General features: G+C 73.9%; 11 protein-coding genes. 3 read left to right on the top strand and 8 right to left on the bottom strand.

Translation table 11 applies throughout. From position 1 onward, the window contains the following. Positions 1–132 precede the first annotated feature (132 nt). Positions 133–1,206, bottom strand: coding sequence for an alpha/beta hydrolase (locus AB0C76_RS20210; protein WP_359966940.1), 1,074 nt, complete (start codon positions 1,204–1,206; stop codon positions 133–135). Positions 1,207–1,438: 232 nt separating this feature from the next. Here AB0C76_RS20210 and AB0C76_RS20205 point away from each other — a divergent pair, with 232 nt between their 5' ends. Further along, a complete protein-coding gene (locus tag AB0C76_RS20205; RefSeq protein WP_359966937.1) occupies positions 1,439–1,990 on the top strand; it encodes an ABATE domain-containing protein in 552 nt (183 codons plus the stop codon). Between the two features lie 107 nt (positions 1,991–2,097). Here AB0C76_RS20205 and AB0C76_RS20200 read toward each other — a convergent pair whose 3' ends face one another. The 7 genes from AB0C76_RS20200 to AB0C76_RS20170 all read right to left on the bottom strand — a co-directional run bounded on the left by AB0C76_RS20200 (position 2,098) and on the right by AB0C76_RS20170 (position 10,354). Next, positions 2,098–2,529: an Ohr family peroxiredoxin gene (locus AB0C76_RS20200; protein WP_359966934.1), complete on the bottom strand. Its 432-nt coding sequence runs from the start codon at positions 2,527–2,529 to the stop codon at positions 2,098–2,100. 255 nt (positions 2,530–2,784) lie between these two features. Then, a complete protein-coding gene (locus AB0C76_RS20195) occupies positions 2,785–2,919 on the bottom strand; it encodes a hypothetical protein (protein WP_359966932.1) in 135 nt (44 codons plus the stop codon). 486 nt (positions 2,920–3,405) lie between these two features. Further along, positions 3,406–6,159, bottom strand: coding sequence for a bifunctional YncE family protein/alkaline phosphatase family protein (locus AB0C76_RS20190; RefSeq protein WP_359966929.1), 2,754 nt, complete (start codon positions 6,157–6,159; stop codon positions 3,406–3,408). Positions 6,160–6,229: 70 nt separating this feature from the next. Then, a complete protein-coding gene (locus AB0C76_RS20185; RefSeq protein ID WP_359966926.1) occupies positions 6,230–7,588 on the bottom strand; it encodes an ABC transporter permease in 1,359 nt (452 codons plus the stop codon). Continuing rightward, the gene (locus AB0C76_RS20180) at positions 7,585–8,529 is read right to left on the bottom strand and encodes an ABC transporter ATP-binding protein (protein WP_359966923.1); all 945 of its coding nucleotides are present in this window, start codon (positions 8,527–8,529) and stop codon (positions 7,585–7,587) included. Before AB0C76_RS20180 ends, AB0C76_RS20185 begins: the two co-directional genes overlap by 4 nt. Before the next feature lie 559 nt (positions 8,530–9,088). Then, positions 9,089–9,562, bottom strand: coding sequence for a nucleoside deaminase (locus tag AB0C76_RS20175; RefSeq protein ID WP_359966920.1), 474 nt, complete (start codon positions 9,560–9,562; stop codon positions 9,089–9,091). A gap of 33 nt (positions 9,563–9,595) precedes the next feature. Beyond that, positions 9,596–10,354, bottom strand: a complete 759-nt coding sequence (locus AB0C76_RS20170; RefSeq protein WP_359966917.1) for a tetratricopeptide repeat protein — start codon at positions 10,352–10,354, stop codon at positions 9,596–9,598. 124 nt (positions 10,355–10,478) lie between these two features. Here AB0C76_RS20170 and AB0C76_RS20165 point away from each other — a divergent pair, with 124 nt between their 5' ends. Both AB0C76_RS20165 and AB0C76_RS20160 read left to right on the top strand, forming a co-directional pair. Next, positions 10,479–11,939 (top strand): class I SAM-dependent methyltransferase, encoded by a 1,461-nt coding sequence (locus tag AB0C76_RS20165; RefSeq protein ID WP_359966914.1) that lies wholly within the window; start codon positions 10,479–10,481, stop codon positions 11,937–11,939. Positions 11,940–12,118: 179 nt separating this feature from the next. Further along, positions 12,119–13,230 (top strand): condensation domain-containing protein (locus AB0C76_RS20160; RefSeq protein WP_359966911.1); only part of this gene is annotated, 1,112 nt, incomplete at its 3' end.

The following is a 13,230-nucleotide window of genomic DNA, read 5'->3' as shown; positions in this document are numbered from 1 at the left end:
GACGCTCCCGGCGACCCGGCCGACGCGACCGGCTTCCGCGGCACCCCGGCGACCCGCGACCGACCCCGGCCCCGGGCACCCCGGCCCGCACCCACCGATCGGGTGCGGGCCGGGGTGCCCGGTGCCCGGTCGTCAGAAGTGGTCGACGTCCACGACGGCCTGGGCGAAGCGGGTGGGGGCCTCCTGGGGGAGGTTGTGGCCCACGTCCGTCAGGGTGCGGTGCTCGTAGGGGCCGGTGAACATGTTCCGGTACGTGGAGCCGTCGGCGGGGGTGGCGGTGAACGGGTCCAGGACCGGGTCCATGGTGATGGTCGGCACGGCGATGGTGGGCCTGCGGGCCAGCAGGTGTTCGTCGTGGTCGTAGCGGTGCTCGCCCTCGACGATGCTCAGGCGCCAGCGGTAGTTGTGGATGACGATCGCGGCGTAGTCGGGGTTGTCGAAGGCGGCCGCGGTGCGGTCGAAGGCGGCGTCGTCGAAGCGCCAGGTCGGGGAGAGCGTCTCCCAGACGAACCGGGTCAGGTCGCGCCGGTGGGTGCGGTCCTGCATGGCGGCCCTGCCGCGTTCGGTCGCGAAGTAGAACTGGTACCACCAGGTGCGCTCGGCGCCCGGCGCGAGCGGCTTCGTCTGCGCCTCGCGGTTGGTGATGAGGTAGCCGCTCACCGGGACCAGGGCCTTGACCCGCTCGGGCCACAGGGCCGCCATGACGGCGCCGGTGCGCGAGCCCCAGTCGAAGCCGGCGACGACCGCGCGGTCGATCCGCAGGGCGTCCATGAAGGCGACGATGTCGTGGGCGATGGCTGCCTGCTGGCCGTTCCGGGGGGTGCGGGGCGACAGGAAGCGGGTCGTGCCGTGGCCGCGGAGGTAGGGGACGAGCACGCGGTAGCCGAGGTCGGCGAGGAGCGGCGCCGCGTCGACGTAGCTGTGGATGTCGTACGGCCAGCCGTGCAGCAACAGGACCACCGGCCCCTGCGCGGGCCCGAGTTCGGCGTAGCCGACGTCGAGCGCGCCGGCGGTGACCTGCTTCAGGACGGGGAAGGAGGTGTGCGTGCCGGGGGCGATGTCCGGTACGACGGGGGCCGGGCCGCAGCCGCCGGAGCGTCCTGAGGCGGGAGCGGCGGCGGCGACGCCTCGCAGGCCGGTGAGCGAGGCGGTGGCTGCCCCTGCGCCGAGGCCGACGGCCTTGGTGAAGCTGCGCCTGTCGATCATGTGATTCCTTTCGGGAGATGCGGACGCGACCCGTGGCGGGGAGGCGGGTGTTCGGAGCGAAGGTCACTTTTCCGCTCCGCTTCGTCGGTCACATCGGTCACATGACGGTCGGTGTCGAGGGGCAGGCGTACGTCGTGACCGGTCTGGGTGGTGATGAAGGTGCGGCACGGGCGGCGGCCGCAGCCAGGGCCCGGACATTGCGTATCCGTCGGTCACTGGTCAGTATGGTGACGTGATGCATGCCTTCCCCTGTGGGACCCTGCCCCTCGACTTCGTCGGCACCTGCCGCGCGCGGCGCAACGAGGTGCCGGTGGAGAAGCTGGCCGCGCCCGGTCAACTCGACGCCTGGTTCGTCGAGTCGGGGATGTTCGACACCGTGCCCGGCGCCGACGCGACGGACCTCGACGTCGCCGTGGACCTGCGCGAGGCGATCTACGCGCTCGTCGCCTCCCGGCTCGACGGGCAGCCGATGCCGACCCGGGCGATCGCCGAGGTGAACCGGCACGCGGCGGGGCTGCCGGTGACGCTGCGCCTGCACCCCTCCGGCGCCACCAGGACCGGGTCCGTGGCACAGGGGCTGGCCGCGCTCGCCCGCGAGGCCGTCGAGATCCTCGGCGGCGACGACGCGGCGCTGCTGCGCGAGTGCGCCCGGCCGGAGTGCACCCAGGTCTACCTCGACCGCTCGCGCGGATACCGGCGCGAGTGGTGCGCCATGCGGACGTGCGGGAACCGGGTCAAGGCCGCGACCTACCGGGCGCGCCAGCACGGCGGCGCCGGGAGCTGACGGCCGCTTCGTGGCAGCACCCCCGCGAGCGTGTCGCTGCCGCTCGGGCAAGGGCGTCCGCCCGGGCCCGTCGGGGGAGTCGGGCCCGGGCGGGGTCCGCGGTGGCGTCAGCCGGTGACGGCGGTCGCGTTGACGGTGACCGGTATGTTGCCGCGCGTCGCCTTGGAGTAGGGGCACAGCCGGTGGGCCGCGGCGGCCGGTTCGACGGCCGTCTCCTGGTCCACGCCGCCGAGTTCGAGGTCCAGGACCGCGCCGAGGCCGAACCCGCCGTCGTCGCCGTGGGTCAGGGTCGCCTCGACCCTGATGGCGGTGCTCGTCAGCCGGATCCTGCGCTCGCCGGCCGCGCGGCGGACGGCGCCCAGGAAGCACGCGCCCCAGCCGGCCGCGAACAGCTGCTCCGGGTTGGTGGCGCCGCCGGCGCCGCCGAACTCCTTCGGCACGGCGAGCGCCGTGGTGAGGTTGCCGTCGTCGGCGACGACCTGTCCGCCGTTGCGGCCCTCGCCGGTCACGGTGACCACACCGGTGTAGATGACTGCCATGGCCCTGTCTCCCTCGTGCTCTTCTCTCGCTCTTCCGTCCGGCGGACCGCCCTTGCGGTAACCCGTCTGACTGGTGATGACTATTGGCGCCGGGCGGGGGGCTGTCAAGGAACCCGTCCGCTGATGTGGCCTGAATGCTGCACATTTGCGTGTTGTGCGGCTGGAAACCGGCGTGTGCGGATGCTGCTTGCGGCTTCCTTGATAACTGCTTTGACGGGTTACCGATTACCTGTCGGGCCAGCCCCGGCGCGGTGGTCAGCGGGTCGCGCGGGCGGCTTCCTCGATCACGTGGGTCACGATCTCCGGGTGGGACGCCGCGACTGTCGTGGGGCCGGGGACGTGGTCGAGCACGCCGCGCTGTGCGGTGGCGTCGGCGGCCGGGCCGCGCAACGGGTACCCGGCTGCCGGAGCCGTTTGATCACCGCGTTCCAGCCGGACGCGTCGGCGAAGGCGCCGTGTTCCGGGACGATCGTCGGCTTCGGACCGGCCGCGTCGGGCGAGGTCGCCGTCGCGCTCGCGGCGCCGCCGACCACCGCCGTGCCGAGCGCGAGGCTCCCGCACGCGGCCCACGCCGTGGCTTTCGCGAGCCGGCGCCTGCGGGTGGTCGTGCCTTCTGCCATCGGTCGAGTCCCTTCGCGGATCCATGGGCGGGGCGGCCGACGCGCACGGCGGGCAGCGGTGTCGGCGCACTCCCGACTCTCGCGGGGCGGTCGCCGGGGCGGATCCGTCAGATGACGCTCGACCGCTCGCCCTGTCAGGGCAGTACGGGTGTCTTCGCGGGCGCTCGGGTGGGGCAGTCAAATGACCGAGGGCGTGTGCAGGCGGACGCGAACGGGCCCCGAGGCGCCCCGGGGCCCGTTCGCGTCCGCAAGGGGATCAGCCGTCGTTCTCGGCCGACGGGATGTACGCGCCGGGGACGTCGTCCGGGGCGTGGATCTCGGACTCGCCCGGGTACGGAGTGGTCCAGTTGTGCGTCTGGTACCAGGTCAGGTGGTTCATCTGGGCAGGGTTCGCACGGTCCGGCGCGGCGTTCGGGCCGGTGAGGCGCTGCTTCGACTTCCAGGCGTTCCACTGAGCAGCGACGCCCTGCTCCGCCGCCGGCGGGGCGACCGTGGTCGGGGCCGGGGCCGCCGCGCGGTCCTGGGCCGCGCCGGGCACGTCGACGCCGCACGACGGCGGCGTCTTCAGGCCGTCGGTCAGCGACGTCCGGTTGGGCACCGCGGTGAACGGCGTGAAGTCCGGCTCGTCGGTGAACGCCGTGGTCATCGGGCTGGCCGCGCTGTCCTTCTGGTTCATCGGGTGGATCCCGAGGATCTGCTCGATGGTGCGGACCATGGTGATCTGCGAGTAGTAGCGGCTGTCGACGGTCCCGTGCTGCGCCCAGGGGCTGATGACCTGGATCGGGGCACGGTGGCCGTCGACGTGGTCGAGGCCGGCCTGGGAGTCGTCCTCGACCACGAAGATCGCGGAGTCCTTCCAGTACTCGCTGTGCGAGATCTCGTCGACGATCTTCCCCACCGCGAGGTCGTTGTCGGCGACCTGAGCGGCCGGGCTCGCCGGGCCGCCGGTGTGGTCGCTGGACAGCCACAGCATGTTGAGGCCGGCCGGCCCGTTCTGCTCGAAGTCCCGCTTCCAGATCTGGTACCGGTACTGGTCCGGCACGTCGAGGTCGAACTTCGGGAAGCCGGGCACCGACACGTCGTTGAGCGAGGGGATCGGCGACGAGGAGTTGAGCGGGTAGGCGGTGTCCTGCCCGGTCGCGTCCATCGTCCTCGCGTCGCAGTACAGGTTCTGCCAGCTCGCGCCGTCGGGCTTGGTCAGGAACTGGTGGAACTCGCCGAAGTCGCGCACGTCCTGGCCGGCGGCCTGCGCGCCGGTCCACAGGAAGCCCGAGCGCTGGTGGCCGAGGGCGTCGTCCTCGGTGTCGTAGCTGCGCTGGTACTCGCCGGCCGAGGACTCGGTGTACTCCGGGTTGTCGGCCTGCATCAGCCAGTTGTGGCCCTCGGCGGAGTTGGTGCCGATGTCGTAGGTGTTGTCGTAGAGCCCGAACTGCTGGGCCAGCGCGTGCTGGTTCGGGGTGACGTTCGCGCCGAACTGCGCGAGCTTCGGGTCGCCGTCGCCCTTCGCGATGTCGCCGAAGAGCTGGTCGTAGGTGCGGTTCTCCTTGACGATCATGAAGACGTGCTTGATCGGCGACGGGTCGCCGATCCGCGCGGGCACCGGCACCGGCCTGGCCTTCTTGTGGTCGGCCGTCCGGACCGCGCCGTTGGTCCAGCCGTTCTGCTGGAAGACCTTGGCGGTCTGCTCTTGGATCTCGCGGTCTCCGGGCAGTGTGAACTGCGTGATGCTCGACGTGGTGTCGTGGGTGTTGTGCGCGCCGGTGGAGTTGGGGCGGCGGGCGTCGATGCCGCGGGTGTTGGAGACGACGACCTTCGAACCGGCGGTGGTGATCTCGGCCGGGAAGTAGTCGGTCGGCAGCAGACCGACGTAACCGACCGGCTCCTGGGCGCTGGTGAACCGGTAGACGGCCACCGCGTTGGCACGGCCCAGGGTGACCAGTAGGCGGCCGTCGTCGGTGAGCGTCACCGCGGTGGGCTCGTAGCCGACCGAGGCCTCCGGCCACGGCTTGGTGGAGACGGTCTGCACGACCCGGTCCCGCGCGGTGTCGACGACCGACACCGTGTCCGAGCCGGTGTCGGCGACGAACAGGACGCCGTTCCTGGCGTACAGCGCCGTCGGGTGCAGCCCGACGTCGATGGAGCCGACGGCGGCGGAGGCGTCCCCGAGGTCGATCACGCTGACGGTGCCGGAGGTCGTGGCGCCGGTGTCCTGGTCGGCCGGCACCTGCGTGCCGTAGGAGTTGAGCGTGTCGTCGTCCTCGGTGGCCGGGCGGCCACCCTCGTTGCCGACGTACAGCTTGTGGCCGACCTGGGCGATGCCGCGCGGGGCGTTGCCCACCGTCCAGCTGCGCTCGACCGTGCCGCTCGCCGCGTCGATCGCGACCACCCGGTTCTGGCCGTTGACCGCCGCGTAGACCGTCGAGCCGTCGGCGGAGAACACCGCGCCGGAGGCGAGCGCGTGCTTGGCGCCGTCGGCCGGGATCGCGACCTTCACCGGGTTGGCCAGGGTGCCGTCGGCGTTCACGGTGAAGCGGGTGTAGCCGTCGAGCCGGCCCAGCCACAGCTGCTTGCCGTCCGGCGAGTAGACCGGGGCCTCCTGGCCGACCGAGCCGTCGGTCAGGTGCAGGTCGTCCGCCTTCGCGGTGCCGACGCGCTGCTGCACCTGCCCGGTCCTGAGGTCGACGATGACCAGCGACGCGCCTCCGTCGGCGAGCGACGCGGCCAGGTGGACGCCGTCCGGGCTGACCCGGGAGCCCATGATCTTGCCGTCGTTGACGACCGACCGGGCGCCGTAGGGGGCGATGTACTGGTCGCTGGAGATCACCTGGCCGTCGACCGTGACCTGGCCGACCTGGTCGGTGCCGAACTGGTGGGTGGTCGCGAAAGCCGTGCCCGTGGCCACGGCCACCGCCGTGATGCACGCCGTGGCGAGCGTGGCGCGGCGGCCCGTGCGTCGGCCGGGAAGGGCGGGGTGTTCTCTCGGGACGCGACGACGACGCGTTACCTGCATGGCGTCATTCCTTCGTGGAGTGGGGCGGGTTGGGTGGTGCCTGGCGGGTGCGGTGCGCTCGGGCGGCCTCTCAGCCGGCCGAGGAGGAGAGCAGCGGGAGCTGCCCGTCGAACTGCCACAGCGGGTTCGGCGCGTCCCCGTTCGAGGTCTTCACCAGGAAGTAGCCGTTGACCTCCTTCGGCCCGTCGCCGTCGGCCGTCAGTCGGCCGTCGGAGGCGACGTCGAGCTGGTAGACCGCCGTGCCCGGCGCGGGCACGCCCGGCAGGTGCCAGGTGACGACGCAGCGCCAGTCGTTGCCGGGGCCCTCCGGGTCGACGTGGCCGTCCCCGCGGTCGCACGCCGCCGTGACCCGCAGCTGCTCCTCGGTGACGGCGGGGCGGTGCAACTGCTGGGTCTGCAGCCGGTACAGGTGCGCGAACGCGGTGGACACCGACTTCTCCACCTTCGTCCGGGTGATTCCCGAGCCTGTCGACGGCGTGGCCACGGCCACCGCGCCGAAGGTCAGCGCGAGCAGCCCGGCCAGTGGCAGGACACCGGACGCGAGCGCGCGGCGTTCCGCGCCGTCCTCGCTGCCGTTGGTGAAGTCCCGCCGCACGAACAGCCGGTAGGCCGCGGCGGTCGCCACCACCGCCCACACCAGGCTCACCGTGACCGAGACCAGCAGCTCGTCGAGCTGCGCCGGGTCGGCGAACAACCCGTTCCACGAGACGAAGGCGTAACCGGGCAGCGCGAGGCGCAGCGCCACCGGTAGCGGCAGCATCTGCGCGAGCTGCACCGCGACCGCGGTCAGTGCGGGGACGAGCAGGCCCATCGGGGAGCGGCCGAGGAGGACGGAGCCGAGCAGCCCGATCGCGGCCAGCGCCAGCGTCGGTGCCAGTGCGCAGGTCCACGCGAGCAGGACGCCGCCGGCCGCGTCGGACGGCGGCAGCAGGTGCCCGTCGACGCCGACCAGCGGCCGGTTCCCCACCGCGGCCAGCCCGCCGGCCGTCCCGGAGGCCGCCGACCCGGCCACCAGCAGCACGATCACGGTGCCGCTCGCCAGCGCCTTCGCCGCGAAGATCCGCCGCGGCGAGCGGATCGCGACCAGCAGGTGGCGCCAGGTGCCGAGGCGGTCCTCGGCGGCGAAGACGTCGCCCGCGACCACGGAGGTGAGGAGGGGAAGGGCCCACGAGCCGGCGAAGCCCAGTACGACCAGGGGCCCGGCCCAGCCGGTGGCGTGCATCCAGCGGCCGAACAGTGTGTCGGACGGCAGCGTGTCCTGCTGGGCCACGGCGGCGACGAACAGGCCGGGCAGCGTCCAGCATGCCAGCACCAGCAGGCGGATCCGCCACTGGGAGACGAGCTTGACGACTTCGAACCGGTACACGCGGGCCACCGGCACCGGGTGCGTCCCGGGGGCCGCCTCGGGGGATGCGAGAGCGGTGCTCATGCCGTGCCCTCCTGCTGGTCGGTCAGGGCGAGGAACGCGGCCTCCAGTGGCGGGACCACGGGGGCGACCTCCCGCACCCCCACACCCGCGTGCACCAGGGCGCCGACGAACCGCTCGACGGCCGGCGCCGACGCGCGCACGACGAGCGTCCCGGTCGCGCGCCGGTGTCCGGTCCCGGTGACGGTCCTGATGCCCGGGGTCCCGGCGGCCACGGCCCGAGCGGCCTGCGGATCGGAGGTGAGCAGGCGGTAGTCGAGCTCGGGGCTGTCGGCCGCGAGCTTCTCCAGCGGGCCGGAGAAGCGGACCCGGCCGGTCGCGAGGATCGTGACCTCGTCGCAGAGCGCCTCCAGGTCGTCCATGCGGTGGCTGGAGAGCACGACGGTCACGCCGTCGTCGGCGAGCCGCCGCAGGGCCCGGTGCACGTGGTGCTTGCCCGCCGGGTCCAGGCCGTTGGACGGTTCGTCGAGCACCAGCAGTCGCGGGTTCGTGAGCATCGCGGCGGCCAGGCCGAGGCGCTGGCGCATGCCGAGGGAGAACCCGCGCACGCGGTCGTGCGCGACGTCGGTCAGCCCGACCTCGGCCAGGGCTCCGTCGATGCGGCCGGTGCGGGCGTCCTGGCCGGTCAGGGCCGCGAGGGCGGCCAGGTTCCGGCGGGCGGTGAGGGACGGGTACAGTCCGGGGCCGTCCACGAACCCGGCGACGGCGGGCGGTGCGGCCAGCGCCCTGCCGACGGGTCTGCCCAGCACCTCCAACGCGCCCCCGTCGGCGACGGCCAGGCCCAGCAGCAGCCGGAGCAGCGTCGTCTTCCCGGCCCCGTTCGGCCCGGCCAGCCCGTGGATCCGTCCGGCCGCCAGGTCGAGCCCGACTCCGTCGAGCGCCACGACGTCACCGAAGTGCTTCGTCAATCCGCGTGCCCGCACGGCAAGTTGTCTGTCGTTCATGGCCCCTTCTCGCAGTCCCCCACGGAAGGTAGGGGGTGCGCGGGGCGGCGTCAGGAGCGCGCGGTTGAACGTCGATGGAACAGCAGTCGGTAGGGCCGTGCGCGGCCGGTCGCTCCGGCCGAAGGGTCGGATTCCGAACGGAGCCGCGTACCGGACCGTGCCGGCCGGCAGCGGGTGCCCCGGGCCCGGGCTCAGTGCCGTCAGCGCCTCGTCCGGCACCTCGACGGTGAGCCCGATCCCGTGGGCGAAGGCCCGGCCGGAGCCGGAGCGCGGGTAGTGGTCCGGGTGTCCGAGGACGGTGAAGAAGCGCTCGCCCGGACTGCGCGCCTCGTCGAGCGCGGCGCGGTGCGGAGCGGATCGCGGCGGAGCCGGCGCCGGTCAGGCCGACGCCCGGGACGTGAGGGTGACCCGGGCGCCGCACACGGCGACGGCCTTGAGCGCGGTCATCGACCCCACCTCCCCACGTCCTCGGTCCGGTCGAACACGAACCCGCTCCACGGTGGCACCGACCCGATCGGGAGGTCACGTCGTTCGTCGGCCGCGGATCCGTTCCGACCGGCTATCCCCAGTAGCCCGTGTGGACGGCGGCGGCCTCGTCGTACAGGTGGGGGCCAGAGACGGTGACGGTGTTGCCGCCGGCGGCGAAGACGTCGCGGCAGGGGAGGGCGAGGACGGGCTCGTCCGGGTCCACGCCGGCGATGGCGTTCAGCTCGGGGGCGGCCAGGGCGTAGACGACCCGGCGGATGCCGCTCCAGTAGATCGCTCCGGCGCACATGGCGCACGGTTCGGTGCTGGAGTACAGGGTGGCGCCGGTGAGCTGGGCCGGGGCGAGGTGGCGGGAGGCCCGGCGGACGAGGTTGGTCTCGGCGTGGGCGGTGACGTCGTGGTCCGTGAGGACGGTGTTCTCGGCCGTGAGCAGGACGCCGCCGGAGTCGTCGGTCAGCAGGGCGCCGAAGGGGTGGTTGCCGTGGGCCCGGGCGGAGGCCGAGAGCTCGATGGCCGTCAGCAGGTGGGCGCGGGTCTGGTCGGCCATGGCTGTTCTCCTCGGGGCGGCGCGGACGACGGGTCAAACGTATAGCGCGCGAGCCCGTCGGGGGCGGCGCCGAGCCCTACGGGTTCGACCGGAGCCGCAGGAGGCACTGGCGCAGGCCGGCCCTATGCCCTGAGCTCCCCGTCGAGCTCCCACCGGCGCCCGCAGGTCCGCGCTGACCTCGATCGTGCAGTCGGGTGTGATCCAGGAGGGGAAGCGGGCCCGCCACGGCACCTGCCGGCGAGTGTCGGCGGGTGTGCCGTCGCCGTGGGGCGGCGGCGCTCCGGCCGAGGCGGGGTCGCCGCGCTCCAGGTGGACCAGGGCGGCGAACCGGTCGGCCTCCCCGGGATCGGCGAGGTCCTGGCGGAGCGCCTCGATCTCGGCCGGCAGGCCCTCGTCGGTCAGGGCGCCCGCGCGCCAGCGCAGCAGGCCGGCGTTGAACGTCGCCTGCGGGTGCCGGGGGTCGGCGGTCAGCGCCTCGGCAAGGGCCTGCGCGGCGTCCTCCGTCCGTCCGAGGCCGAGGAGGGCGAGGGCGCGGTCGTTGAGGTCGTCGGCCCGGGGGGCCGATGATCGCGTCGTCCTCCCGCCCCGGCTCCGTCGGGGCCGCCGGGCCCTCAGGATCTGCCATGCTGCGCCTCCCCTGATGTTTACGGGAAACCTAACAGCTCGCCGTCGGGGCGGAAGGTGACGGGGGACCCGGTGCGCGGGGGTGCCACGCCGGGAGGGTAGCAGCGCGGGGCGGGCGTCCGCGGACGGGCGGCGGGTGTTCAACCGCGGGCGTGTGCGGTTGGACACCCGGGGGCCGGTGGTCGATTGACAGACCGTTCACGGCTCCAGGTAAATGGCGCAGCAGTGGCCCGCCGTTCGCGGGCGGACCAACAGTTTCCGGCACCCCGATCCCGGAGTTGATGCTGTGTCAGTGCGAGAGCGTGAGCACGAGAACGAGGCCCTGCCGGACCTGTCCGGCGTGGTCGCCGCCGCGCTGGCCCCGTTGGTGCCGGTGCGGGCGGTGATCGTGCGGGCCGACGGGGCCGGGGCACGGCGGCTGGTCGTCGAGGTGCTGCCCGAATCCGGACCGGCGGGTGACGAGGACGACGAGGCCGTCGTGGTCGAGTCCTGGCAGGCCGTGTTCGAGGACGCGTACGGGCTGGTCGCGGACGACGACGGTCCGGAGGCGGGTCGGCTGGCGGGGTGGACGGACAGCTTCACCGGCCGCCCGATCGGCGCCGCGCACATGGCCGAGTGGGTGGAAACCACGGTGGAGCGGCTCGCCCGGCTCGGGCCCCGCGCCGTCCTGGAGATCGGCGCCGGCACCGGGCTGCTCGCGCGGCCGCTGGTCGAGCGGCTCGGCGTCCGCGAGTACACCGCGACGGACTTCTCCGCCGAGGCGGTGCGGCTGCTGCGCCGACTGGGCGACGACCTGCGCCGGGGCCGGCCGGAGGCCGTGATCACGGTGGCGGAGGCGGCCGCCGACGTGCCCGCCCCGCCGGCCGCGGCGCCGGGCGGGTACGACACCGCCGTGGTCAACTCGGTGGTCCAGTACTTCCCTTCGGTGACGTACCTGGAGTCGGTGATCGCCGCGACGCTGCCGCGGATGGCGCCCGGCGGGCACGTGTTCCTCGGTGACCTGCGGGACTCCCGCCTGCTGGAGCACTTCGCGGTGCTCAAGCACGAGCTGCGGCGGGAGCCGGGACCGGTCAGCGGCCTGCGGCTGGACCACGTGGCGGTCGAACTCGCCGGTGACGTCGAGCTGAGCGTCGATCCCGGCTACCTGGCGGACCTGCCGAGGCGCTTCCCGGCGATCACGGCGGTGGAGCTCGCGCCGCGCCTGGGCGCTGCGCCCACCGAGATGACGCTGTTCCGCTACGACGCCGTCCTGCACGTGGGCTGCCCGGCCCCGGCGGAGGCCGGCCCGTGGCGGCCCGCCGCCCGGATCGGCCTCGACGAGCTCGACTGGCTGCTGGCGGGCGACGCCGCGGGGTTCGGCGTCAGCGGGATCGCCAACGCCCGCCTGGGCGAGGCCCGTCGGCTGCACGCGGCGCGCCGGGCGGAGCCGGTCGACGGGCCGTGCGCGCCCGGTCTCGACCCGGAGGCCGTCCACCGGCTGGCCGAACGGCACGGGCGGCCCGTCCGGCTGCGCTGGAGCCTGGACGGCCGGCCGGGGGACTACGACGCGTGGTTCCCCGGCCTGGACGCTGACGAGCAGGCGCACTACCGCGTCGCGGTGCCCGCCGCGGCGCCGGGCGCGGGGTGCCGTCAGCAACTGGTGCCGCCCGCCGTCTCGGAGGAGTGGCGACGGGCGGTGCGCGAGGCGCTCGCCCGGCACGCCCCGGACGCCGGTGAGCCGCCGGAGGTCGAGTTCGTGCTGGCGCTCGGCTGATCGCCGACCGCGGCACTGGTGGACGCCCGGCCCTTCGGGTCATGATGCGCCGCGACGGCCTCGGCGGTGTCCGGCCGTCCGTCCGCGCACGCCGTGCCGCGTGCCGCTTCCCCTTGTGACGCCCCTGCGCTCGCCTGCCAGGGAGCCCCCAAGCCCCACGATCCCGATGAGGTGACGCCATGCCGACCAACCCCGACCAGCCCTTCGCCGGTGAGCCCCGAGCGCCTCGGACGGCACGCGAGGAGGTGCTGTGCGGGCTGTTCGAGCAGGTGCTGGAACGGCGGCGGGTCGGGGTGGAGGACGACTTCTTCGACCTCGGCGGGCACTCGCTGCTGGCCACCTGGCTGCTCGGGCGGATCCGGGCGGTCTTCGGGGTGGAGATCGGCATCCGGGACTTCTTCGACGCCTCGACCGTCGCGGGCGTGGCCGAACTGCTCGACAGCGGCGCGGCCGAGAAGCGGGCGCCGCTGCAGGCGATGGCGCGCCCCGAGCTGACCCCGCTCTCGTACGCGCAGCAACGTCTGTGGTTCCTCCGGGAGTTGGAGGAGGGTGCGGCCGTGTACAACGAGGTCGTCGCGGTACGGCTGCGGGGCGCGCTGGACGTGACGGCGCTGCGGGCGGCGCTGGAGGACGTGGTGGGCCGGCACGAGAGCCTGCGGACGGTCTTCCCCGCGGTGGACGGCGTGCCGTGGCAGCAGGTCGTGCCCGTCACGGGCGAGCCTCTGGTGCCGCTGGAGGTGCGGGAGTGTGCCGAGCGGGAGCTGATCGGGCTGGTCGACGCGACCGTGGCCCGGGCCTTCGACCTGGCGCGCGAACTGCCGCTGCGGGCTTCGCTGTTCCGGACGGCGCCGCAGGAGCAGGTGTTCCTGCTCGTGGTGCACCACATCGCGTGCGACGGCTGGTCGATGGGGCCGCTGCTGCGCGACCTGGCCGCCGCGTACGCCGCGCGTGGCGCGACGGGTGAGGCGCCCGCCTGGTCCTCTCGACTCCCGGTGCAGTACGGGGACTACGCGCTCTGGCAGCGGGAAGTGCTGGGCGAGGAGGGCGATTCCGAATCGCTGATGGAGCGTCAGCTCGATTTCTGGCGCGAGCGGCTGGCCGGACTGCCGGAGGAGCTGGCGCTGCCGTCGGACCGTCCGAGGCCCGCGGTCGCGACCTTCGCGGGTGACACCGTGGACCTCGCGATACCCGCCGACGTGCACGCCGGGTTGGTGGCGCTGGCGCGGGAGTGCGGTGCGACGCTGTTCATGGTGCTGCGGGCGGGGTGGGCGCTGCTGCTGTCGCGGCTGGG

Origin of the sequence: Kitasatospora sp. NPDC048722, assembly GCF_040650235.1 — a bacterium.
Lineage (GTDB): Bacteria > Actinomycetota > Actinomycetes > Streptomycetales > Streptomycetaceae > Kitasatospora.
This window is presented reverse-complemented; position numbering and strand designations above follow the sequence as displayed.